Below are 23,542 nucleotides of genomic sequence, written 5' to 3' on the forward strand. Positions count from 1 at the left end.
AGGCGCGCATTCTACAGCAGCCTCATTTGCTGTCAAGTGGTTATTTTCAGAAGTTTTCGAAGATTTCTTCAACAACTTCAACCACTTGCGCTTGCGATCTCTCGTAAGCGGGAGGCGAATTCTACAGCGTTACACGCTGCTGTCAACACCTCTTTTTCAACTTCCTTTTGGCTTCGATGAACTGAAGCAACTTGCTGTCGAGAACTGCGTAACTCGTTGTTTACCAAGGAGTTTTCCGTTTCGACTGCGCCGGAAGTGGGGCGAATTATAGGCTTCCAGAATCTGCCGTCAACCCAATTATTCGGTTTTTCTATCAAAAACCTCGAAAAACCGATGCTTCCACTATATAGATAGCTATGAGTCAGCATTTGAGCAATATATTGCTCATTCATTGACAGTTAAGCATCATAGCGCCACGTATTTATCGATCATGACTTCGGAAGAACTACCGCAATGACCACCCCTCCTCGTAGCCTGGCATCCGCATTGTTTCCGATCGGCCTGCTATTGATCGCCATGGCGTCCATCCAATCCGGTGCGTCATTGGCCAAAAGCATGTTTCCTATTGTTGGCGCACAAGGCACCACTGCTCTACGTTTGATTTTCGCCAGTGTGATCATGCTGGTGCTATTACGCCCATGGCGCGCCACGCTGACGGCCAAGTCCTTGCGCACGGTGATCATTTACGGGATGGCGCTGGGCGGCATGAACTTCCTCTTCTATATGTCCCTTCGTACCGTACCGCTGGGGATTGCAGTAGCACTCGAATTCACAGGCCCGCTTGCCGTCGCTATCTATGCCTCGCGCAGAGCTGTCGACTTCCTGTGGATTGCCCTGGCGATCATCGGCCTGCTGCTGTTAATTCCGATGGGCGAGGCCAGTAGCGGTATCGACTGGGTCGGCGCAGCTTACGCACTGGGCGCAGGCGGATGCTGGGCCCTCTATATTTTATTCGGCCAAAAGGCTGGGAACGACAATGGTGTTCAGACCGCTGCACTCGGCGTGATGATTGCGGCCCTGTTCGTCGCACCGATCGGCATCGTGCATGCGGGCGCCGCGCTGCTGACGCCCGCCCTGATCCCTATCGCCATTGGCGTCGCAATTCTGTCCACCGCCTTGCCCTACACCTTGGAGATGGTCGCACTGACTCGCCTTCCCGCTCGCACATTCGGCACGTTGATGAGTATCGAACCGGCGTTCGGCGCCCTCTCCGGCCTGTTCTTTCTGCATGAGCATTTATCCCTGGCCCAATGGCTGGCCATCACCTGCATTATCCTGGCTAGCGTAGGCGCGACGTTGACGATGCGCAACGAATCCAAACCACTGGTGCCTGCCGACTGATCATCTTTAAAGCCAGCTCTGGTATTTGCCGCTCATTTAGGCCATGTTTAGGCCGTAACCGAATGTCATTCATGGAGAATTTCGACACGGACAGCATGAACGCTTCGCTCGAGAGCGAGTAAAGCGGCTCTGTTCTTTTGCAGGGCGGCTATTAAGGATGGGAATGAAACGAATTTTGATACTGTTGCTGGTTGTGGGCATCGCTGGCTGTGCTGCAACCACAAAAACAGAAGTGAAACGGGGTAAAAAAGGGCTGCATATCAACTGTTCAGGCCTGTCCTCCTCCTGGGACCAGTGCTACACCAGTGCAGCCAACTCATGCGGTGCCAAGGGCTACCGGGTGATAGCCAAATCCGGCGATAACTCCGAAGAGCCTGGGGACTATCCTTTCGGCCTCAACCCTGCCGGCTATACCAGCCGCAGTATGATCGTCATCTGCAAATAGCTGCCCGAGCAGTCTTTCCTGACTGCTCATCTTAAATTCAGGCCAGTTGCGGCCCGAAGGCTAAACTCCTGCTCGACCATCGAACCAATGGAGTTCCCATGCCGCACAACAAGAAAATCGTACTAGTAGTGGGTGCCGGTGACGCGACCGGTGGCGCCATAGCCAAACGCTTTGCCCGCGAAGGCTACATCGCCTGCGTCACCCGTCGCAGCGCCGACAAACTGCAGCCCCTGATAGACAGCATTCAGTTGGCGGGCGGTGAAGCCCATGGTTTTGCCTGTGATGCACGTAAAGAAGAGGACGTGATCGCTCTGGTCGAGCAAATCGAAACCGAGCTGGGACCTATTGAAGCGTTCGTCTTCAACATCGGCGCCAATGTGCCTTGCAGCATTCTGGAAGAAACCGCACGCAAGTACTTCAAGATCTGGGAGATGGCGTGCTTCTCCGGCTTCCTGAACGCACGGGAAGTCGCCAAGCGGATGGTCACGCGTAACCGCGGCACTATCCTGTTCACCGGAGCCACCGCCGGCTTGCGCGGAAGCGCGGGGTTTGCCGCCTTCGCCGGCGCCAAGCATGGGATACGCGCCCTGGCACAAAGCATGGCGCGGGAGTTAGGCCCGATGAACATCCATGTCGCCCATGTGGTGGTGGACGGTGCCATCGATACCGACTTCATTCGCGAGAACTTCCCGCAAAAATACGCACTCAAGGATCAGGACGCCCTCCTCAACCCTGACCATATTGCCGACAACTACTGGTTCCTGCATCGCCAGCCACGGGACGCCTGGACGTTCGAACTGGACCTGCGCCCCTGGAATGAAACCTGGTGACTCCCTCTATAACAATAATCAGTGAGTACAGACCATGAGTAAAACCCTGGAGTTCTTCTTTGATCTCGGCAGCCCCGCCACTTACCTGGCCTATACCCAGTTGCCGGCGCTGTGCGCTAAAACCGGCGCACAGGTGGTGTATCAACCGATGCTGTTGGGCGGTGTATTCAAGGCCACGGGCAATGCCTCGCCGATCATGGTGCCCGCCAAGGGGCGCTATATGCTCGATGACCTGGCGCGTTACGCCAAACGCTACAACGTGCCGCTCAGGTTCAACCCGCACTTTCCCATCAATACCTTGGTGCTGATGCGCGCCGTCACCGGCATTCAAATCCACCAGCCTGAGCGCTTCCTCGACTTCATCGACTGCCTGTTCCGCGCACTCTGGGTGGAAGGCCGTCACCTGGGCGACCCAGAGGTCGTGGCCAATGTGCTCACCGAACAGGGGTTCGATCCCGAGCAGGTACTGGCCCTGTCCAATGATGCAGCCGTCAAGGACGCTCTCAAGGAAAAAACCGAACAAGCCATTAAGCGCGGCGTGTTCGGCGCTCCCAGTTTCTTTGTAGGAAACCAGCTGTTCTTCGGCCAGGACCGCCTGGACTTTGTGCGTGAAGCCCTCAGCTAGGTGTTGATTGCAGCCGGCAATGCCTTGGCTGCAACCGATCAAATCGCCGCAGTGCGCACCTGCAACCATTCAAGCGCTGCACCATTGAGCAGCGGGCTCAAACGCTCACGCACCTGGGCGTGATACGCGTTGAACCATTCACGCTCATCCGCCGTGAGCAACGACGGCTCCAGGCAGCGGGTATCAATTGGGCACAGGGTCAGGGTTTCGAACTTGAGGAATTCGCCAAACTCGGTCTTGCCCGCTTCACGGTTCAACACCAGGTTCTCAATGCGCACGCCCCAACGGCCAGGGCGATAAGTACCCGGTTCAATTGAAGTAATCATCCCTGGCTGCATCGCCGTTTGTGGCGCCGCAGCAGCCTGATAGGCAATGACCTGCGGACCTTCATGTACGTTGAGGAAATAACCCACGCCGTGGCCTGTGCCGTGACCGTAGTCCACGCCTTCTGCCCATATCGGCGCACGGGCAATGGCATCCAGCAACGGTGAAAGAATGCCCTTGGGGAACTGCGCACGGGACAGAGCAATCACACCCTTGAGCACCCGCGTGCAATCGCGTTTCTGCTCCTCACTCGGTGTACCGATAGGCACCATCCGCGTGATGTCCGTGGTCCCGCCCAGGTATTGGCCGCCCGAGTCGATCAACAGCAAGCCATCACCTTCGATCAGCGCATGCTCTTCTTCGGTGGCGTGGTAATGCGGCATCGCGCCGTTGGCGTTGAAGGCGGCAATGGTGTTGAAACTCAGCGATACATAGCCTGGGCGGCGGGTACGTGCAGCGGTCAGGTGTTCGTCAATCGTCAGTTCGGTAATGCGCTCGCGACCCAGGGCGCTGTCGAGCCAGGCAAAGAATTCGCACAGCGCCGCACCATCCTGCTCCATGGCTTGGCGGATATGTTCCGCATCCGCCAGGCTCTTGCGGGATTTAGCCAGTGTGGTGGGGTTGAGGCCTTCAACCAGCTTGACGCCCGCGTCGAGGTTTTCCAGCAAGCCGGCGGTGACGCGGGCAGGGTCTACTTGCAAACTTGCGCCCGCCGGTACCGCTCGCAGCGCTTGCGCCACCTCGCTGTAATCACGCAGGGTCACGCCATCCTGCTCAAGCACCGCCCGCAGTTGCGCATCGACCTTGCCCAACGCCACAAACAAAGTGGCCTGTTGCTGATTGATCAAGGCAAAGGACACAAACACCGGATTGAACGACACATCAGCGCCGCGCAGGTTGAATAGCCAGGCGATGTCATCCAGCGTCGCGATGAAATGCCAATCGGCGCCCTTGTCTTTCAAACTGGCACGCAAGGCGGCCAGTTTCTCGCCACGACTGACGGTGGCTTGGGGCGGCAGATGCTGATAGATCGGCTGGTTCGGCAACGCTGGGCGGTCTTGCCAGACTTCATCGAGCACATCGATATCGGTACGCAGACGCGCGCCACGCTCGGCCAATTTGCCACCCAGGGTACGTGCCGAGGCCACGGCCATGACCGCACCGTCCACCGCCACCACGCCACCCTCAGGGGTTTGCTCGGCCAGCCACTCCAGCGGCCCGGGCTGACCCGGTTGCAGCTTCACCAGCTCGATACCGCTGCCCTTGAGCTCCTTGGTCGCCTGTTCCCAATAACGGCTATCCGCCCAGACCCCGGCGAACTCCGCCGTGACGATCAGAGTGCCCACCGAGCCATGAAAACCGGACAACCACTGGCGCCCTTGCCAGTAACCCGGCAAATATTCGGACAAATGCGGGTCCGCCGATGGCACCAGCAAGGCATGAATGCCTTCGCGGCGCATCAGTTCACGGGTGTGCGCCAGGCGCTGGGGAACCGTTCCATGGGTCAAAGGCTGCGTACTCATTGTGTCTCCTGCTAACCACTAATAATTGTTATGTACTGCGATGATAAATCAGACTGCCCAGAACGCTGGCGCACTCGCCAATGCGGCCTTGATCAACTGCGCGGCCTGGTCGATATCCTGTTCGGTGGTAAACCTGCCCAGGCTCAAGCGAATAGTGCGAGCGGCACTGCGAGCGTCATGCCCCAAGGCCAGAAGCACATGGGACGGCGCATTGCTGGCCGAATTGCACGCCGAAGTCGCGGAAAAGGCAATGCCTGCACTCAATGCGGCTGAATTGAATTCGCCTTCGCTGAAGGTAAGGCTCAATGTGTGTGGAATACGCTGGGTTGAGCTGCCATTAAGACGCAAGCCGGCAACCGACGCCAATTGATCCAGCAAGCGCTGGCGCAGCGCGACAATCGTGGCCTTCTCATCCTCGAAAGACGCCGCCGCCAGAGCAAACGCCGCGCCCATGCCGGCAATCTGATGAGTCGCCAGGGTGCCGGAGCGCAAACCGCCTTCGTGGCCCCCCCCGTGAATCTGCGCCAATACCTTCTGCTGCGCCCGAGGCCCGACATATAACGCGCCGATACCCTTGGGCCCATACAGCTTGTGAGCAGAGAACGACATCAAGTCCACCGGCCACCGGGCCAGGTCGATAGCCACTTTGCCTGCCCCTTGCGCCGCGTCCACATGGAACAACGCGCCGTGCTCACGTACCCGCGCACCAATGGCCGGGATATCGTTGAGGGTGCCCAGTTCGTTGTTGACCAGCATCAGCGAGACAAGAAAGGTATCCTCGCGCAAGGCTTCGCTGACCGCTTCGACGCTGATCAAGCCGTCTGCATCCGGTACCAGGTAAGTCACTGCCACTCCGGCTTCCTGCAATTGCCGCGCGGTGTCCAGCGTGGCCTTGTGTTCGATCTGGCTGGTGATGATATGCCCACCCGCCACACCACGGGCCTGGGCCACGCCCTTGAGCGCAAGGTTGTTGGATTCCGTGGCACCGGAGGTCCAGACTATCTGCTCGGGCTCGGCCACCACCAACTCGGCTACCTGGCGACGCGCCTGTTCAACCTTCTGCCGGGCCGCTTGGCCGAATGCATGGGAACTGGACGCAGGGTTGCCGAAGTGGGCGTTGAAACCCAGACACTCGACCATCACCTGGATAACTCGCTCATCCACCGGCGTGGTGGCGGCGTAGTCGAAATACAGCGGACGTTTATTCATGAGGTTAAAACTCGCAGAGCGTATTCCCAAGAACAGCGTCTCGGGGGGCATCGACCAGAACAGAGGTCGTCAGGTTTAACCGATCGAATGCCATTAAAGAAGGTAACTTTATTTAAATGTGCGTAGGAACGCTCCTGGAATTGAGCTTAACAGGCTGAAGTAGCCCCATGGCAAACAAAAAGCCCGAGGTTCCTTGTGGGAAACCTCGGGCTTTTTGCTGCATGAAGCGCGCTCAACTGGGCCGACCATGCAAAACCACGCTGCGCTCGGCGTTCATTTCACCCTGGTGATCAAAGCCGAAGGGCTTTGGCTGGCCAAGCAACGCGGCGCGTTGGCGTTGATAGTCGTCAAACGACAAGCCGCGACGGCCCAGGGCCTCCAAAGCCAACTGCTTGGTTTCCTCGGCCGTATAAGGGCGCATTTCCGGGGATGGCTGGGTCGCACACCCCGCAAGGACAGAGGTGACAAGTAAAAGGGAGACAGCGAGGAAACGGTTCATGGCGATGGCCCTGCGAAGATGGTTTCGAGTCAATGAACACAGGCTACTCCCGCCCCTTCTCGCTGAAAAATCATCGTCCGTGATAGTCGCTATCACGCGTATCGGCGTCCACAGGGGGAACGCCTTTATATTCATTTAAGTTCTATAAATATAGAAACACCTTCATTTACGAATTAAGACGATACCTCTATAAAGACCTTGCGCGCAGCCCACTGTCCACCCGGCAACAGCCCTTCAACAAAGCTTGAATTCCCATGAGAGGTCACCATGCAGCTGTTCACCCTGCCGCCCTCGCCTGCCCTCGCGACCTCGATCCGCGCCACAGCCCAGGTCTTCGAAGACCCAAAGTCCCAGGCCCTGCTCGACCATATCCAGCAAGTGGCCCCCAGCGAGGCCAGCGTGCTGATCATCGGCGAAACCGGCACCGGCAAAGAGCTTGTTGCGCGGCATATCCACCACCTCAGTACGCGGCGAAATCGGCCCTTCGTGGCAGTGAACTGCGGGGCTTTTTCGCAAGCACTAGTGGAAGCCGAGTTGTTCGGCCATGAGAAAGGCGCCTTTACCGGTGCCCTCAGCGCCAAGGCCGGCTGGTTCGAAGAGGCTGACGGCGGCACCTTGTTTCTGGATGAGATCGGCGATTTGCCGATGGCCATCCAGGTCAAACTGCTGCGGGTGCTACAGGAGCGTGAGGTGGTGCGCCTGGGTTCGCGCAAAAGCATTGCAATCGATGTGCGAGTCCTGGCCGCCACCAATGTACAACTGGAACAGGCCATCAACGCCGGGCATTTCCGTGAAGACCTCTACTACCGCCTCAATGTAGTCAGCCTGGAACTGAGCCCGCTGCGCGAACGTACCGGCGATATCCTGCCGCTGACCCGGCACTTCATCCAAGCCTACAGCCAGCGCCTGGGCTACGGTCCGATCAGCGTGAGCCACGAGGCCGAGCACAAGCTCAAGCGCTACAGCTGGCCGGGTAATATCCGTGAGCTGGAAAACGTGATTCATCACACCCTGCTGGTCTGCCGCAACGCTGTGATCGAACCCGACGACCTGCGCCTGTCGAACCTGCGCATCGAACGCCAGAACGACAGCGACACCGATACCTGTGCAGAAGCCCTGCTGGCGCGGGCGTTTCAAAGGCTCTTCGAGGAACAGTCCGGCGCCCTGCATGAAAAGGTCGAGGACGCCTTATTGCGCGCTGCTTATCACTTCAGCCACTACAACCAAGTACACACCGCCACCTTGCTGGGACTGAGCCGCAACGTCGCTCGCGCTCGCCTGATCAAGATCGGCGAACTGGCGGTCAACAAGCGCAGGCCCGGGAAAAATGCGCAAGGCGAACGGATGCTGCACCTATCCATTTAGTCGGCAGTGCAAGGCATCGTCCTGACTGCGCTCAAAACTGCGCAGTACCTGGAATGCGCCAAAGGTCACGGCCGTGGCCCGGTGGGCGCGGATCAGCGTCCAGAAATCTTCGCCGCCCTGCTCAAAACATTTGAAGGCCGCCTCACCCTCTTCCCGCGATTGCCATTGCAAGTAATTGAGCACCCTGCGTCCGTCATCGCTGACCTGTACGCTGGCACTCAAGAAGCCGCCATGGCGCACGGCCAGACGCTCGCTCTGGGTGGTCAAGGCGGCCACCAGGGCGGATTGCTGACGGGGTTCGATGTGAAATTCGATCAGCTGAGTGAAGCTGCGACTCTTCTCTGATACCTGCATGAAAACCCCCTCTCTCTGTAGGAAGAATCTTGCGATTCGATGCCACGCAGGGTAAAACCTCTAGTTAAGTCGAGGTCAAGCACTGTTTGGGAGCCTTACATGCTCAGCAACGAACTCAGCGTCGGTCAGTTGGCCGCTCGCAGCGGCGTGGCGGTCACCGCGCTGCACTTCTACGAATCCAAAGGGCTGATCAAGAGCAATCGCAATGCCGGCAATCAACGACGATATCCACGGGATGTACTGCGCCGGGTGGTGCTGATCAAAATCGCCCAACGTCTGGGCATTCCGCTGGCGACCATTGGCGAGGCCTTGCGGGCCCTGCCCGATGGGCGCACACCGAACGCTCACGACTGGGAACGGCTGTCGGCGTTGTGGCGTGAAGATCTGGATGAGCGCATCAACAAACTGATGCTGCTGCGCGACAAGCTCAATGGTTGCATCGGGTGCGGGTGCCTGTCGATGGAGGCGTGCCCGCTGCGCAATCACGATGACCAGCTGGGTGAGCGTGGCCCTGGTGCGCAGTTGCTGGAGCCCACGCCTGATGCTGATCGGTAAAGCCAGTTGCGCAATGCAACGTGACCTATAGTGAAAAGGCTGTAACCCCATAACCACAATCAAAGGAGAACGTTATGAGCGTTAAACCTATTCCCGAGGGTTATCATGGCATTACCCCCTATCTGGGCATCAACGAGGCCGCAAAGGCGATCGAGTTCTACAAGAAGGCCTTTGGCGCCTCAGTGTTCATGCGCCTGGACATGCCCGACGGCAGGGTCGGCCATGCGGAGCTGCGTATTGGCGAAGCGGTGATCATGCTGGGCACGCCCTGCGATGAAACGGCCCTGCGCAATCCGGACGCGCATCCCAGTGTCGGTTTGCACCTGTATGTGAATGATGTGGACGCACAATTCAAACAAGCGGTTGATGCCGGCGCCAGCGCAGTGTCCGAGCCGCAGGATCAGTTCTATGGGGATCGCTCGGCGAGTGTGAAGGATCCGTTCGGGCACCTGTGGTTCCTGGCCACCCATAAGGAGGACCTGACCGAGGAGCAAATCCGCCAGCGTGCCATGGAGATGTTCAAGCAACATTAACCCTGTGGGCGTGAGCTTGCTCGCGCCTGCAACACGCCACGCCTTGCCCCAGGTTCGGCCTGCTCCGGCAAAGTAAAGGCCTGCGTGGCGTTTGGAACACTTCAAGGGTTTGTCGATCTGACACCCCGGTAGGCACTGCGCCCCAGCCATATCGTCATGACCAACAAGGCGGTCAATGGCAGCCCATGGAACAACACGATCACCTGGGCCGGCGTCCACGTCACATAGAACGGCCCGACCACCAGCATGCCCACGCCAAAACCGGCCATCTGGATCAGGGTCAAGAGGCTGAACAGCGGCAAGCGCAAGCTATCGGGCTCGCTTTGCGCACGGGAGATCAACGCCACCTCGGACAATCCATCGCCCAGCCCCGCCCACACCACCAGCAACAGCGCCAGCCACAGTTCGGTCTGCTGGAATGTCAGGATAAAGCCGCTGGACATCAACGCCACACCGAGCATGAACAAGCGCTCCATGCCTTGGGTGCCACGACCTTTCAACACTGCACTGGCGATGCGCGCGCCAACAAACTTGCCACAGGCCCACACGGCCAGCAGATAGCCCATGACCGTTTTGGCCGTGTCCGGTGAAATGTACTGCGACAGCACTGGCCAACCGACGTTATGGGCCGCGCTGCCGAGGGTGTCTAACATGCTGATCAGCAACATCGCAGCCAGCACCGGCGCACCGCGCAACCCCTTGGTCAGCTCATGCCATTCGGCGGCGAGTCCGCGATGCGCGGCAACAGCAACGCTAAACAACGCGCGCAAGGGCAAGACCAGGCAAGCGGCAATCACATAGGTGCCGATGTTGACCGCAAACACCGCTTCAAATCCGCCCGTGGCGATCAGCAAGCCGGAGAGCAAACTGCCGAAGACCGCGCCGGTGGCGGCCGCCGAGGTGATCCATGCGTTGGTATTCACCCGCTGCTCAAGCGCGACCCAAGTGGGCAACTGACTGTTGAGGCCAATGGCAAACAGCGAATTGCACAGGCCGATACCGAAGGCGATAAAGGGAAGAAGGGTAAGTTGATGGGCCGGTAACAACACCAGCAGCGGCATCAGCAACAGCGCCCGGGCCAGGTCCAACCCCGCCAACGTCCCACGCCCGGCAAACCGCCGGAAAAACGGAATGCCAAACAGGCTCGAGACAATCCCGCCGGTGACCCGGCACGCCAGGAAGATGCTGACAAACACCACGCTCTGGCTGAGCCAGTACACATAAGTGGACAACGCCACCATGTTAAGGAATGCGCCAAAATCCGACACACCGCGGGCAAAGATGATCAGGCGAGCGTTGCGGGTCGACAGATTCAGTTGTTGATCGTGACTCATGCAGGCTGTGCCCCCTCGACACTGCGCAGGCTTACCAAGAGCACATCGCGCCAGGCCGGTTCCGTCTCTACCCGCGGTCGCACCTCCCCGGCCCGATGGTAGAACCCACGGTCGTTGATCACGATAGTCTCCAGAAATTTCTCCATCGGCAGTTTCAGTAGCCGACTGTGCTCCGTTTCGTCGGCAAACACCTCCGACACCACCGGCACCGTGTTGCATTCGCCAATAAAGTGCATGAACACCCAATCCAGGCCGTCCTGGTGAATCCCCGATGTGGTCGGGCTGCTCGATGACACGTCCGCCCGCACCCGGAACTGATGGATATCGATCGTATAGGTCTGTTCGCCCAGGTGCGGGGCAATCACCGCGAGGTCCGTCGCCAGCAGCTTGTGCATGAGGGGATGCTCGATAAAGCCCTCCTCGCTATAGCTCAGGTGATTCACGCCCTGGCGATAGTTCACCGCGTAGGTGACCGGCGATTTGAACGCCGTATTCCTGTCGATCTGCAATTGCCGTGACGGTAACAGACGATAGCGCAAGATGCGCCGTTCGCGGTGGGTGTAAGTCCTGAACGCCTCGTCGCGCACCAGGTTATCCCAATACGCGCGAAAGCTTTGTTCCTCACCGGGTTCAACGTTGACCAGTTCGCGAAAGTCCGGGCGATGACAGAAGTGATGTTCGCGCAAAAGCGCCGAGATCTGAGGGATGTCCATATCGCTATCCTGCAACCGGTGGATCGATGAGGATGCGCAGATGTTGCTGCAACGCATCGTGCAAGGCATGGGCGTTGGCGGCATTGCCAACCTGGGCCCAGCATTTGAGCAAATAATGCTCCTCGATATCCGCGTCAATGTAGTGGCCGGGGTCCTGCGGGGCGTATTCCAGCACCGAGCGGTGTTGGTCGAGGAACTGCAGGCCGTCAATGCCCCTGAAAAGGCCACTGTGCTGCGGATAAATCGCCAGCATCGCGTAGTGTTGCCCCGCATCGGCAACCTTATGTGCGCCAGCCTCCAACTGTGCATTGATGCCCTTCTCGCCCAACAACAAACCCATGTACAGCTGATAAGGATCGATACCGGCCAGGTCGCGGAACGCCGAGTTCACATACAGTCCGCCCAGGCGCGGGTTGATCTCGATGGCCACCGGCCCTGCGTCCGTCATGCGAAACTCGAAATGCACCACAGCGTTGGTCAGGCCCACCGCGTGCAGGCAGTCCACCGCGTACTGGCGGATCTGCTCGCACTGGGCCTGGCTGAACGACGTCGGCGGGGAAATCAGCAGGTTCTCCAGGACCGTGCCGCTGCGCTCGGTCAGCAGCAGTTTTTCATTGATCAGCAGCGGATGGACACGCTCGCCGACAATCACACATTCCACACTGCCTTCGATGCCAGGAATATAACCTTCCAGCAGAATGCTGTGGCCTGGCAAGTATTCACGCCGCAGCCCATCCTCAAGCGGCAGGGCGTGCGCACAGCCGTAGAAGTCCGCATAAGCGGCGGCGCCATGATCACTTACGAAATGCCAATAGTGGCTGCGTAGCTCCTCCCAACTCGAGCATTTTTTGATAAACGCCGAAGCCCCGCCAAAGGGCGGTTTGGCGATCAGTGGATAACCCACGCGCTCGGCGCCTTGCTGGAGTTCCTGTTCGTTGTTGCACAGCACGAACGGTACCGAACGCAATTCATGCTGTTTCAACACGCGGCGCATCAAGAACTTGTTATTGCACGCGGCAATCGCCTCCGGGTGGCTGTAGACCAAGCCCAACCGCTGACACGCCTGCGCAACGATACAGCCCACCTCCCCTTGTGCGGACGGGTGCCCGGCCTGGCAGAAAATCCCACGCACCTGATAACGCCCGTCCAACTGTCCGACCAACTCCAGGACAGACTGCTCACTGAGCGTTTCGAGCAGGAACACTTCGTCACTGTCGTCCCTGAGACGTTGCAGGTGCTTGCGCCCCGCCACGGCGGCCGTCAAACACGCCAAACCGTGGGCGCGGGCCACCGTGAAATGCGGTTCCCGGTAGCGGTAGCGAGCGCAAGCACTGTCATCTACATCAATAAACAGAATCGCATCCTGTTTCATACCGCATCCTGCCAACTGCACCATTGGCCCTCCCAGTTGCGAAAACGGTAAGTCCGCTGCCCATCGCGGACTTCAAAATGCGGTAAGTCTTCAGGCTTTTCAAAGTCCAACAATGGCACGGTGAACTTGCCTTGTGCATGCGGCAGTACATACTCGGGCAGGGCAATATTCGATACACGGCGTTTGAGCCGATCCATGATGGCGATGGCTTGGCTGATCGACGCCTTATATTCTGAAGCACCGGGTGAAAACGGCATGAAGTGATATAAGTAATATGGCTTTACGCCCAAACGATAAAGATCAATGAATAATTTATGCAACGTCGCTTCATCATCATTCACGCCACGCAACAGCGGCATGTTAGAGAATACAATCGGGACCACACCCTGAATCCGTTTAACCGCGACGGCAAAATCAGCACTGAGCTCAAGCGGGTGGCAGACATGCACACCAAATGCATTGACCTTGTACTTCTCCAGCATCGCCACCAACTCATCGGTCACGCGAAACGGGTTGAAACTCAAGGCCCGCGAATGAATGCGTATCAGCAGATCATCACGAATGCCGCGCAATGCGGCCAGCATCTCCTCAAGCTTGCGGTCGGCCAGCATCAGTGGGTCACCGCCGCTGAGAATCACCTCTTCAATCGCTGGATTACCGCGGATGTACTCCACCGAATCCTTGAACGAGTCAGTGTTGGCGTTAGCTTTGTCGGTGCCCACCTGCAGCGTGCGCAGCGCCTCGAAACAGAACTGGCAATAGGCATTGCACGTGTTGGTGGTGCGCAGGATCACGCGGTTGTCGTACTTGTGCTGGCAGATGGGCGTCTTCATCTCATGATTGAGTTCCCAGTTTTCGGAACTGCCGTCGTAGTCGCCCTGCACCTGTTCGCTCCAATACGGTACTACCTGGCGCCACAGGGGGTGGTCCATCACCTCTGCGCTGGTGAGTGAACGCTTGATTAAATCAATGTAATAAGGCGTGATCTGCATCTTGCGATCTTGCAAGTTGTGCTCGATATGCGCCGTTGTGGCCTCGTCCCATCCACCGCAGGCATTGCGCAGTGCAGGTTCATCGCGGATGGCATTCTTCTGCTGCCAACGCCAGTCTTGCCATTGAACTGAACGATGCATGGCTTGATCAAAAATCGACATGAGTTTGAACTCTCTGTTAAGGCATAGGGACGCGTACTTTTCCAGCACAGGAAAAGTATGATTCGCAGCAATGACAATCGACGGGCAGGCGACAGACCACAATCAAGTAACTAACTTGATCACCGGCACCAGAGAGATATAACGGTTCACCACGTGATGGCGCGAATAAACGACTAGCACGGTCATGCGATTAACTTCCTTTTATACTATTGCGACTTCCAAGTCCGCACTCACTAAAGCCGATGCCCGCCAATGTGTCAATACAATAACCTTGTCATTCCTCTGGAATTAACCTGCACCCGCGCCAACACCCCGTAATGACAAGGGGCGCTTTCGTTCAAGCCCAGCTATTTGAAAAACAAATAATACTGAAAGCAACACGCTCAGTGAGTATAGAGAACGTTATTTCTACTTATATAACTACGTAGCCGCACTTCAGCTGAGCCAGGGGTTGGCCGCGAGGAAGTGGCGCTCAGATGCGTGGCTGCTGACGACATCACACAGCGGCATGATCACGTCCTTGGAGGTCTGCCCCGGCCTAACGCAAGCCGCTGAACGCCTGCGGGCTGGCGTACTGCGTGTTCGATCAGCGCATAAATGCGGCCTGAATGTGAACCTGAAACATTTTCTTTCATATCCACCTTAGGGATTTCTCATGCTCATCCGTCTTAACTTAGATACAGCCTGTCGCGTCAGCAAAAGCTACGACTGGCCTTTTCCGGGCCTCTATTGCCCCCTCCGATCAAGACCCTCATTCATATGTCGAAGAAGTCACGCTCCAAACTCTGGTTTCTCGTCCATAGCTGGCTGGCGTTGCCCATCTGGTTCTTTGTACTGATCGTCTGCGTCACCGGCACCCTGGCCGTGGTGAGCCAGGAAATCGTGTGGCTGGCCAACCCGGATATCCGCGCCAGCAAGCCGTCGGATGACGCTCAGCCGCTGAGCTTTGACCAGGTGATCGCGGCCATCAAGCACGATGAGCCCAAGGCCATCGTCCAGTCCATCATCCGCCCGGATGAATCGCACTTCGCGCTAAGCGTCGGCCTCAGCTACCCGGACGGGCGCTCCGTGGAGGTGTATGCCAACCCCTACACCGGCGCGATCCAGGGCATCAGCCCCTCGTTCAACTTCCAGCAATTCACCCGCGCCCTGCATGGTTGGTGGCTGGTGCCGTTCACCAATGGGTACAGCTGGGGCTGGTACCTGGTGTCTGCGTTGGGCTTGCCGCTGCTGGCTTCACTGGTCACCGGGCTGGTGGTGTACAAGCGCTTCTGGAAAGGCTTCCTGCGCCCTACCCTGCGCATCCGCCACGGTGCGCGGATCTTCTGGGGCGACTTTCATCGCCTGAGCGGCATCTGGTCGATCTGGTTTATCGCGGTCATTTCTATCACCGGCACCTGGTTCCTGATCGAGGCTGTCCTGGGCGACAACCAGATATCCATTTCCAGTGAACCCATCGTGCCAGTGATCGCACGGGATAAGGTGCCGCTGTCGGCGCCAGGCGTGCCGGCACCGATGATCCCTATCGACAAGGCGATCGACATCGCCGCCGAGCGGATCCCCGGCCTGGACGCCAGCTTTGTGTTCATGCCAAGCAACGCCTACAGCCACCTGCAGATCGGCGGGCGTGGCTGGTACCCGTTGATGTTCCAGACCGCACAGCTGAACCCCTATGACGGTGAAATCGCGGTCTCGAACCTGTTGTCCGACCGTACTCCGCTGGAATTCGTCACCGAGTCGATGCGTCCACTGCACACCGGGGACTTTGGCGGTTTGTGGATCAAGCTGATCTGGGCATTCTTCGGCCTGGTGCTGAGCATGATGGTATTGAGCGGCTTGCTGATCTGGACCAAGCGCACCGCTCTGGCCACCCTCAACGCCCTCAAGCGCGAGGCCAAGACACAACGTCAGCACGCGCCCATCCCGACCATGCACGCCGACACCTCGGAGGCCCAGCGATGAGCAAGGTTGCAACCGTACCGCCGTCCCCGCTGCGCGCCTTTTGGCTGAAATGGCGTTTCCATATCAACATCCTGCTGTTGCTGGTGCCGCTGGGGTTCATGCCCAAATACTTTGCCGACGCCGCGTTGTTTCGCGGGGATACCGGCATCGGCGAGCGCGTGGCCGGGCAGGTGCAAGTCGGTCCCTGGAGCCTGACGCTGGCTGAGTTTCGCAACGAAGGCCCGAGCCCGAACCCGGCTGGCCCGATGAAGTTCTTCAACGCTGCCCTGTGCGATACCTGTGCCGAGCAGGTCAAGGCCACTTACCTGCGTATCGGCAAACCCCGCAGCCTGCGCGCCGCCGGAGTGATCTTCTTCGGCACGCCGTACCGCATGGGCGCCGCCCTGCCGATCCCAGAACGCACCCCAGCGGACGCCGAAATATGGGTGACCATGGAAGGGTGGGACGGCAGCATGCACCAGGGTTCCATCCCGCTGAGCCAGGCCTCGCCTGCCACCATTGCCTGGCTGAACAAGCAAGGAGTCAAACCATGACGTTCAAGCGCTTCACCCGCGCCGCGCTGTTGCTGTGCGCCGGCCTGAGCACCACCGCCTTCGCCCACAACCCGATGTGCGAATGCAAAGAAATCCCCGGCGAGCAGATACAGTGCAAAGGCGGTTTTTCCGACGGCAGTGGCGCCCCCGGCGTAACCCTGGATGTGATCGGCTACGACGAAACCATCCTGGTGCCGGGCAAGCTTGGCGAGGATTCGACCCTGACCTTCAAGAAGCCCGCCGCCGAATTCTACGTGCTGTTTGATGCCGGCCCCGGCCACGTGGTGGAAATCGACCAAGCGGATATCCCGTCGCAATGAGTACCACACAGGTTGTACGCCCCGCCGGCGCGGGCCACGAAACCCTTTATGTGTTGCTGTTGTGCCTGATCATCCTCGCGGTGGCGGGCACGGTCGTGGCGCTGCACGGGGAAACCCAGGAAGTCGCGGCAGTGCCCAGCCACCAGCTGGACGCCCGCCGCGACCTGAGCGCCGCCGAGCAAGGCATCTACGCCGACCTGCGGGTGACCCTGGATGAAATCCACCTGTTGCAGCAGGAACACAGCGCCCTGCCGACGCCTGAGCAACTGGCCGAAGAAGGCTTCGCGCCCTTTGCCCAGGATGCCAGTTCGGTCAGCCGTGGCGGCCATCGCTGGCAGCTGCTGGCACCCGCCGCCTACCTGGGCTTGAGCCAGGCGCCGGCCACCAGCGGTTCGCTGCTGATGCGCGTGCAAGGCAGTGAGCCGGATATCTGGCTCAACCGCAGCGCCAACCTTGCCGCCCCTTCCGACCTCACTGACCAGGCGCTGATCGCGGCCGGCTGGCAGCAGGTGGTCGCGCAATTCGATGCTGGCGTCACCCGCCAGCACCGTCACTGAACGAGAAGACCGATTGCCCATGTCCATGTCATCGCCCCTGTTGCGCCTTTTACTGGTTGGCCTGTTCAGCCTGATGCTCACCCCCCTTGCCAATGCCGAGGCGGCCAAGCGCCTGCGTATCGGCATTACCTTGCACCCCTATTACAGCTACGTGGCCAATATCGTGGGCGACAAGGCCGAGGTGGTGCCGCTGATTCCCGCCGGTTTCAACCCGCACGCCTACGAGCCGCGCGCCGAAGACATCAAGCGCATCGGCACCCTGGATGTGATCGTACTCAACGGCGTCGGCCACGACGACTTCGCCGACCGCATGATCGCCACCAGCGAGCGCCCGGATATCAAGGTGATCGAAGCCAACGCCAACGTGCCGCTGCTCGCCGCGACCGGTAACGCAGCACGCGGTGCGGGCAAGGTGGTCAACCCGCACACCTTCCTGTCGATCAGCGCGTCGATTGCCCAGGTCAATAACATTGCCCGTGAGTTGGGCAAGCTCGACCCGGACAACGCCAAAACCTACACCCAGAACGCCCGCGCCTACAGCAAGCGCCTGCGTCAGATGCGCGCCGACGCCCTGGCCAAGCTGACCAGCGCGCCCAACCCCGACCTGCGTGTCGCCACCGTACACGCGGCCTACGACTACCTGTTGCGCGAGTTTGGCCTGGAAGTCACCGCCGTGGTCGAGCCGGCCCACGGTATCGAGCCAAGCCCCAGCCAGCTGAAAAAGACCATCGATGAACTGCGTGCTCTGGATGTGAAAGTGATCTTCTCGGAGATGGATTTCCCGTCCACCTACGTCGATACCATCCAGCGTGAATCCGGGGTCAAGCTGTACCCGCTGTCGCATATTTCCTACGGCGAATACAGCGCGGAGAAGTACGAAGTGGAGATGACCGGCAACCTCAACACGGTGGTACGGGCGATTCAGGAGTCGGGAGCATGACCGCCGCGCAGCACCTGAACGCCGTCAACGTCGGCCCCACCCTGAACTTCGACCAGGTCTCGCTGACCCTGGGGCGCACCGTAATCCTCGATGGCGTGAGTTTCCAGGTACAACCGGGCAGCATCCACGCACTGGTAGGTCCCAACGGCGGCGGTAAAAGCTCGCTGATCAAGACCCTGCTGGGGCAGACGCCGCACCAGGGGCGTTTGAGCCTGGAATGGCCAACCACACCCGGCACCATCGGTTACGTGCCCCAGGCGCTGGAATTTGACCGCGGCTTGCCGATGACCGTGGACGATTTCATGGCTGCCATGTGCCAGCGTCGCCCGGCGTTTCTGGGCCTTTCCAGGCATTACGCAGCAGCGATTGGCGATGCCCTCGAGCGCGTTGGCATGCAAGACAAGCGCAAGCGCCGCATGGGCGCGTTGTCCGGCGGTGAGCGCCAGCGCGTACTGCTGGCCCAGGGGCTGATTCCGGCGCCGCAGTTGCTGGTGCTGGATGAGCCGATGTCGGCCCTCGACGAGGCGGGTATCCAGGTGTTCGAACGGCTGTTGAACGACTGGCGCCTGGCCGGGATTACCGTGCTGTGGATCGAGCACGACCTGGAGGCCGTGGGCCGCCTGGCCGACCGCGTCACCGGTCTTAACCGCCGCGTGCTGTTCGACGCCACACCGAAAGAGGCGCTGACCCCGGACCGCCTGCTCACTCTGTTCTCCACCCACCCTCGGAGCCCGGCCCCATGAGTTATGAAGCCTTTCGCTTGATGGTCCAAGGCTGGGCCTCTGCCGGTTACCTGCCCGAAGCCCTGGCCTACGGGTTTGTGGTCAACGCCCTGCTCGCCGGCTTGTTGATCGGCCCGGTGCTGGGCGGCCTGGGCACGCTGGTGGTGGTCAAGCGCTTTGCGTTTTTCTCCGAAGCGGTCGGCCATGCCGCGCTGACCGGCGTGGCCGTGGGCATCCTGCTGGGCGAACCCTATACCGGGCCTTATGGCAGCCTGTTTGGCTACTGCCTGCTGTTCGGCATCCTGCTCAATTACCTGCGTAACCGCACCGGCCTGGCGCCCGATACCTTGATCGGCGTGTTCCTGTCCGTGTCCCTGGCACTGGGGGCAAGCCTGCTGCTGATCCTGGCCGGCAAGATCAACGTGCACATTCTCGAGAACGTGCTGTTTGGCTCGGTGCTGACGGTCAACGGCAACGACCTGCTGGTACTGGCCATTGTCGGCTCGCTGGTGATGGCCCTGGCATTGCCGCTGTACAACCGCATCATGCTGGCCAGTTTCAACCCGCAATTGGCAGCAGTGCGCGGGGTGGCGGTGAAAAGCCTGGACTACCTGTTCGTGATCCTGGTGACCCTGATCACCGTGGCCGCGGTCAAGGTCATCGGCGCAATCCTGGTCGGTGCCTTGCTGGTGATTCCTGCCGCTGCGGCGCGCCTGTTGAGCCAGTCACTCAAAGGGTTTTTCTGGATCTCGGTGCTGATCGCTACCGTCAGCACCCTGTGCGGCATCCTGCTGCCGATTATCTTCGACCTGCCCATCCCATCCGGTGCCGCCATCATTCTGGTTGCCGGTATCGCCTTCGCCTTCGCCGCCATCGCCCGTGGCGTTGTGCCCAGCCTCAAAGGGAATCTTGGATAATGCGCCCTGTCTTTCGCCCACTGGCCCTGGCCATCGCTTGCTTGATGAGTACGTCGGCACTGGCCGTCGACGGTTTCGACGCCAAGGACTTCAAAGTCAACCAGGGCCTCGGTCACGCAGCCCTGACCAAGACCAAGCCGCCGGTCAAGGTGCTGGCGTCGCTGCCGATTACCTACGGTTTGGCCGAGGCGCTGCTCACAGGCACCAACGTAGCGCTTGAACGCGCCGCGCCGGCCAACCTACCGGGTTCGCGGCAGGTGTCCTACTTCACCGGCCGCGGTGCTGCGGCATTGAACAAGTTGGCGCTGGACGCCGACGCGGCCATCGGCCTGCGCTCGCTGTGGGCCGATGACCCGCTGTACCCCGTGGCGCGACGCAGCAATATCCGCATCGTCGAAGTCGATGCCGCACGCCCGGTGGACGGCGGCTTGCCGGGTATCGCAGTACAACCGGGGGTCACCGATGGCTTGAACAGCCAACCCTGGCAATCGAGCAACAATATGGGCCGCATGGCCGACGTGATGGCCGCCGACCTGAGCCGCCTGGCGCCGGCTGCCAAACCCAGGATCGACGCTAACCTGGCCGCGTTCAAACAGCGTTTACTCAAGCTCACCGCCGACAGCGAGGCGCGATTGGCCAAGGCCGACAACCTGAGTGTGCTCAGCTTGAGCGATCACTTCGCGTACCTGGTCAGCAGCCTGAACCTGGAAGTGCTCAGCACCGATGCACGGCCCGACGCCGAGTGGACGCCCGAGGCGCTGCAAAAACTCAGCAGCGCGTTGAAGGATAACGATGTGGCGGTGGTGCTGCATCACCGTCAACCCAGCGATGCAGTCAAAACCGCCGTCACTGCCGGCGGCTCCAGACTGTTGGTGTTGAATGTGGACGGCGCCGACCCGGTGACGGAGTTGGAAACCAATGTAGACCAAGTGATCAAAGCACTTACACCCTAGGCAAGCCACCGATCCGTCAGAGATAAACTCGGTTCAATGTGGGAGCTGGCTTGCCTGCGATGGCATCGACTCGGTGCGCCTGATAAACCGAGGCGTCCGCATCGCAGGCAAGCCAGCTCCCACATGGGTTCGCGGTGCACCAGCCGCTACACCACATCCACACCCACATGAATCGCATCATGCCGCCAGAACTCCAGGTCGCAGTCGATCAGGCGTTGATGCTGGTCGTAATTGACCCGGGCGATGCGCAAGCCCGGGCTGCCTACCGAGACGCGTAGCGCAGCGGCCGCTTCCACCGGTAGCGAGGTGGGCACAATCTCGAAACGCACCCGCCCGTAGTGCAAGTCATATTTGCTGGCATACAGCTCAGTCATCGACTGATTCAAATCACACGCCAGGATCCCCGGAAAATACTGCGGGTTCAGATAGTGCTCCACATACAACACCAGGCGCCCGTCAATCCTGCGCCCCCGGCAAATCTGGATCACGCTCGACAACGCCGGCAACTGCAACCACGCGCACACCGCCGCCGACGCCGGTTGCAAGCGTGCTGAGATGACCTGCGTGGAAGCCTCGCGCCCCTGGTCGCTGACCATGGCGTGAAAGTGGCTGCGCTGCATCAGGTTATAGGCCAGCCGTGGCGGCGAAACGAACCAGCCCCGACGCTCTTCGCGGTAAATCTGCCCTTGGGCCTCAAGCTGTAACAAGGCTTCCCGCACGGTAATCCGAGTGGTACCAAACAACTCGCTGAGCTTGCGTTCGGCGGGCAGTTTGCTGGCAGGCGGCAACAGGCCGTGGTCGATCTGCTCCTGCAGCGCCAGGCCGATGGAAGTTACCGCCTTGATTGCCTCATCACGCATCAACGTTACCTATCTGGACTAGACCAGCACCGTTCAGGTGCACAAAACGCGCTCTATCTGGGCTTTTGCTGCTGGGTGCCAGCCTAGGCACTCCAGATGACCGACAGATGACAAAGGCTGTCGACTGCGTCTTCCACACCCTGCAATACATCGGCCAAGTCCAAGGCCTGCGGGCACTTGGGCATGGTCTACGCTAAGTCAGAGCTGAACGACATCAGCGCTTCAAAAACGACATCGACATGAAACTGTCATCCAGGGGGCCTAGATTGGCTCAGGTATTGCTGACCTAGACCAAACCACCGCTAACGTTCAGATAAAACGCCGCGTTGAAAACGCCCAAAGGAGCTTCGGATGAAACAGCTTTTCCTGGCATCACTGTTAGGCTCGACCATTGCCATGTGCACCGCCGCCATGGCTGCTGATACCGATCTAAAAACCTTGGAAGCCGCCGCCAAAGCGGAAGGCGCCGTCAACAGCGTCGGCATGCCCGATGACTGGGCCAACTGGAAAGGCACCTGGGAAGACCTGGCCAAAACCTACGGCCTCAAGCACATCGACACCGACATGAGCTCGGCCCAGGAAATCGCCAAGTTCAAAGCCGAAAAGGACAACGCCAGCGCCGATATCGGTGACGTGGGCGCGGCCTTCGGCCCGATCGCGGTAAAGCAAGAAGTGACCCAGCCGTACAAACCATCCACCTGGGCACAGGTGCCGGATTGGGCGAAAGACAAGGACGGTCACTGGGCCCTGGCTTACACCGGTACCATTGCCTTTATCGTCAACAAGAAGCTGCTGCACGGCTCCGAAGTGCCCACCACCTGGGCTGACCTGCAAACCGGTAAATACAAGGTATCGGTGGGTGACGTGAGCACCGCCGCCCAGGCTTCGAACGCAGTACTCGCCGCGGCCATCGCCAACAAAGGCGACGAGAAAAACATCGCGCCGGGCCTGCAATTTTTCACCAAGATCGCCCAGCAAGGTCGCCTCTCGCTGTCCAACCCGACCATCGCTACCATGGAAAAAGGCGAAGTCGAAGTGGGCCTCGTCTGGGACTTCAACGGCCTGAGCTATAAGGCCAAGATGGCCAACCCCGATGACTACGTGGTGCTGATCCCCTCGGATGGCTCGGTGAAATCCGGCTACACCACCCTCATCAACAAATACGCCAAGCACCCGAACGCCGCCAAGCTCACCCGCGAATACATCTTCAGCGATGCCGGCCAGCTCAACCTGGCGCGCGGCAATGCGCGTCCGATCCGGGCTGAAACCGACTTGAAACTGCCGGCAGACGTTGCCAAAAACCTGATCCCGGGCGAGCAGTACACCAAGGCCAACCCGCAGCCGATCAAGGATGCCGATGCCTGGGAAGCGACGTCCAAGAAGCTGCCACAGATGTGGAACGAGCAAGTCATCGTAGAAATGAAGTAATCGGTCTCTCTGATCCAAAGGCGGTCAGTGTGGGAGCTGGCTTGCCTGCGATAGCGGTCTGACATTCAACATTTGTGTCCACTGATACACCGCCATCGCAGGCAAGCCATCTCCCACATTTGATCCCATTCCACGTTGATACTGAGCCATACCCTCTGTTGCGGAGCCCCAGCC

Annotated in this window: 26 protein-coding genes; 17 read left to right on the forward strand and 9 right to left on the reverse strand. The window is 59.4% G+C overall.

Annotated features, from left to right (window positions below):
* From JMV15_RS28400 to JMV15_RS17605, 5 genes are all read left to right on the forward strand, one after another.
* The coding region (locus tag JMV15_RS28400) for a hypothetical protein (protein WP_235991959.1) at positions 1-271 on the forward strand (271 nt) is incomplete at its 5' end.
* A 182-nt stretch (positions 272-453) separates the two neighbouring features.
* Positions 454-1,341, forward strand: a complete 888-nt coding sequence (rhtA, locus tag JMV15_RS17590) for a threonine/homoserine exporter RhtA (protein WP_038449645.1) — start codon at positions 454-456, stop codon at positions 1,339-1,341.
* A 163-nt stretch (positions 1,342-1,504) separates the two neighbouring features.
* The gene (locus tag JMV15_RS17595; RefSeq protein ID WP_003190182.1) at positions 1,505-1,786 is read left to right on the forward strand and encodes a hypothetical protein; all 282 of its coding nucleotides are present in this window, start codon (positions 1,505-1,507) and stop codon (positions 1,784-1,786) included.
* A gap of 98 nt (positions 1,787-1,884) precedes the next feature.
* A complete protein-coding gene (locus JMV15_RS17600) occupies positions 1,885-2,616 on the forward strand; it encodes an SDR family oxidoreductase (protein ID WP_038449643.1) in 732 nt (243 codons plus the stop codon).
* 34 nt (positions 2,617-2,650) lie between these two features.
* Positions 2,651-3,241: a 2-hydroxychromene-2-carboxylate isomerase gene (locus tag JMV15_RS17605; RefSeq protein ID WP_038449641.1), complete on the forward strand. Its 591-nt coding sequence runs from the start codon at positions 2,651-2,653 to the stop codon at positions 3,239-3,241.
* A 38-nt stretch (positions 3,242-3,279) separates the two neighbouring features.
* On the opposite strand, the gene JMV15_RS17610 is transcribed toward JMV15_RS17605, so the two are convergent.
* The 3 genes from JMV15_RS17610 to JMV15_RS17620 all read right to left on the reverse strand — a co-directional run bounded on the left by JMV15_RS17610 (position 3,280) and on the right by JMV15_RS17620 (position 6,796).
* The gene (locus JMV15_RS17610; RefSeq protein WP_032901925.1) at positions 3,280-5,088 is read right to left on the reverse strand and encodes an aminopeptidase P family protein; all 1,809 of its coding nucleotides are present in this window, start codon (positions 5,086-5,088) and stop codon (positions 3,280-3,282) included.
* Between the two features lie 48 nt (positions 5,089-5,136).
* The gene (locus tag JMV15_RS17615; protein ID WP_014717820.1) at positions 5,137-6,297 is read right to left on the reverse strand and encodes a cysteine desulfurase family protein; all 1,161 of its coding nucleotides are present in this window, start codon (positions 6,295-6,297) and stop codon (positions 5,137-5,139) included.
* 232 nt (positions 6,298-6,529) lie between these two features.
* Positions 6,530-6,796 (reverse strand): lipoprotein, encoded by a 267-nt coding sequence (locus JMV15_RS17620; protein ID WP_032904559.1) that lies wholly within the window; start codon positions 6,794-6,796, stop codon positions 6,530-6,532.
* A 267-nt stretch (positions 6,797-7,063) separates the two neighbouring features.
* Between JMV15_RS17620 and JMV15_RS17625 the strand changes: the two genes are divergently transcribed.
* Positions 7,064-8,161, forward strand: a complete 1,098-nt coding sequence (locus JMV15_RS17625; protein ID WP_201491841.1) for a sigma-54 interaction domain-containing protein — start codon at positions 7,064-7,066, stop codon at positions 8,159-8,161.
* Here JMV15_RS17625 and JMV15_RS17630 read toward each other — a convergent pair.
* The gene (locus JMV15_RS17630) at positions 8,150-8,515 is read right to left on the reverse strand and encodes an antibiotic biosynthesis monooxygenase (protein ID WP_019817256.1); all 366 of its coding nucleotides are present in this window, start codon (positions 8,513-8,515) and stop codon (positions 8,150-8,152) included. The genes JMV15_RS17625 and JMV15_RS17630 overlap by 12 nt on opposite strands.
* Positions 8,516-8,614: 99 nt before the next feature.
* Between JMV15_RS17630 and soxR the strand changes: the two genes are divergently transcribed.
* Both soxR and JMV15_RS17640 read left to right on the forward strand, forming a co-directional pair.
* Positions 8,615-9,070, forward strand: a complete 456-nt coding sequence (gene soxR, locus JMV15_RS17635; protein WP_014717816.1) for a redox-sensitive transcriptional activator SoxR — start codon at positions 8,615-8,617, stop codon at positions 9,068-9,070.
* A gap of 74 nt (positions 9,071-9,144) precedes the next feature.
* Complete coding sequence (locus JMV15_RS17640; RefSeq protein WP_032901927.1) at positions 9,145-9,603, forward strand: VOC family protein; 459 nt, start codon at positions 9,145-9,147, stop codon at positions 9,601-9,603.
* A gap of 101 nt (positions 9,604-9,704) precedes the next feature.
* Here the strand turns inward: JMV15_RS17640 and JMV15_RS17645 are convergent, their stop codons facing one another.
* Genes JMV15_RS17645 through JMV15_RS17660 form a run of 4 tightly spaced genes read right to left on the reverse strand, consistent with a single transcriptional unit; the run spans position 9,705 to position 14,176 of the window.
* A complete protein-coding gene (locus JMV15_RS17645) occupies positions 9,705-10,937 on the reverse strand; it encodes an MFS transporter (protein WP_038449639.1) in 1,233 nt (410 codons plus the stop codon).
* A complete protein-coding gene (locus JMV15_RS17650) occupies positions 10,934-11,650 on the reverse strand; it encodes a 2OG-Fe dioxygenase family protein (protein ID WP_019817257.1) in 717 nt (238 codons plus the stop codon). The genes JMV15_RS17645 and JMV15_RS17650 overlap by 4 nt, the downstream gene beginning before the upstream one ends.
* 4 nt (positions 11,651-11,654) lie before the next feature.
* Positions 11,655-13,022: an ATP-grasp domain-containing protein gene (locus JMV15_RS17655; protein WP_038449637.1), complete on the reverse strand. Its 1,368-nt coding sequence runs from the start codon at positions 13,020-13,022 to the stop codon at positions 11,655-11,657.
* Positions 13,019-14,176, reverse strand: a complete 1,158-nt coding sequence (locus JMV15_RS17660; RefSeq protein WP_014717811.1) for a KamA family radical SAM protein — start codon at positions 14,174-14,176, stop codon at positions 13,019-13,021. The genes JMV15_RS17655 and JMV15_RS17660 overlap by 4 nt, the downstream gene beginning before the upstream one ends.
* 759 nt (positions 14,177-14,935) lie before the next feature.
* Between JMV15_RS17660 and JMV15_RS17665 the strand changes: the two genes are divergently transcribed.
* Genes JMV15_RS17665 through JMV15_RS17700 form a run of 8 tightly spaced genes read left to right on the forward strand, consistent with a single transcriptional unit; the run spans position 14,936 to position 21,080 of the window.
* Entirely contained in the window at positions 14,936-16,138 is a 1,203-nt protein-coding gene (locus JMV15_RS17665; protein ID WP_014717810.1) for a PepSY-associated TM helix domain-containing protein, read from the forward strand.
* Positions 16,135-16,671 (forward strand): hypothetical protein, encoded by a 537-nt coding sequence (locus JMV15_RS17670; RefSeq protein ID WP_019817260.1) that lies wholly within the window; start codon positions 16,135-16,137, stop codon positions 16,669-16,671. The genes JMV15_RS17665 and JMV15_RS17670 overlap by 4 nt, the downstream gene beginning before the upstream one ends.
* A complete protein-coding gene (locus JMV15_RS17675; protein ID WP_020301064.1) occupies positions 16,668-16,991 on the forward strand; it encodes a hypothetical protein in 324 nt (107 codons plus the stop codon). Before JMV15_RS17670 ends, JMV15_RS17675 begins: the two co-directional genes overlap by 4 nt.
* Positions 16,988-17,548 (forward strand): DUF6162 family protein, encoded by a 561-nt coding sequence (locus tag JMV15_RS17680; protein ID WP_014717807.1) that lies wholly within the window; start codon positions 16,988-16,990, stop codon positions 17,546-17,548. The genes JMV15_RS17675 and JMV15_RS17680 overlap by 4 nt, the downstream gene beginning before the upstream one ends.
* Positions 17,549-17,567: 19 nt before the next feature.
* Positions 17,568-18,488 carry a metal ABC transporter substrate-binding protein gene (locus JMV15_RS17685; RefSeq protein WP_014717806.1) on the forward strand — a complete coding sequence of 307 codons (921 nt, stop codon included), beginning with the start codon at positions 17,568-17,570 and terminating at the stop codon, positions 18,486-18,488.
* Positions 18,485-19,231: a metal ABC transporter ATP-binding protein gene (locus tag JMV15_RS17690; protein WP_014717805.1), complete on the forward strand. Its 747-nt coding sequence runs from the start codon at positions 18,485-18,487 to the stop codon at positions 19,229-19,231. Before JMV15_RS17685 ends, JMV15_RS17690 begins: the two co-directional genes overlap by 4 nt.
* Positions 19,228-20,127, forward strand: coding sequence for a metal ABC transporter permease (locus JMV15_RS17695; RefSeq protein ID WP_032901932.1), 900 nt, complete (start codon positions 19,228-19,230; stop codon positions 20,125-20,127). The genes JMV15_RS17690 and JMV15_RS17695 overlap by 4 nt, the downstream gene beginning before the upstream one ends.
* Positions 20,127-21,080 carry a metal ABC transporter solute-binding protein, Zn/Mn family gene (locus JMV15_RS17700; RefSeq protein ID WP_038449634.1) on the forward strand — a complete coding sequence of 318 codons (954 nt, stop codon included), beginning with the start codon at positions 20,127-20,129 and terminating at the stop codon, positions 21,078-21,080. The genes JMV15_RS17695 and JMV15_RS17700 overlap by 1 nt, the downstream gene beginning before the upstream one ends.
* 146 nt (positions 21,081-21,226) lie before the next feature.
* Here the strand turns inward: JMV15_RS17700 and JMV15_RS17705 are convergent, their stop codons facing one another.
* Positions 21,227-21,940: a UTRA domain-containing protein gene (locus JMV15_RS17705; RefSeq protein WP_003190151.1), complete on the reverse strand. Its 714-nt coding sequence runs from the start codon at positions 21,938-21,940 to the stop codon at positions 21,227-21,229.
* Positions 21,941-22,291: 351 nt separating this feature from the next.
* Here JMV15_RS17705 and JMV15_RS17710 point away from each other — a divergent pair, with 351 nt between their 5' ends.
* Complete coding sequence (locus JMV15_RS17710) at positions 22,292-23,368, forward strand: ABC transporter substrate-binding protein (protein ID WP_014717801.1); 1,077 nt, start codon at positions 22,292-22,294, stop codon at positions 23,366-23,368.
* Positions 23,369-23,542 lie beyond the last annotated feature (174 nt).

Origin of the sequence: Pseudomonas paracarnis (assembly GCF_904063055.1) — a bacterium.
GTDB lineage: Bacteria > Pseudomonadota > Gammaproteobacteria > Pseudomonadales > Pseudomonadaceae > Aquipseudomonas > Aquipseudomonas paracarnis.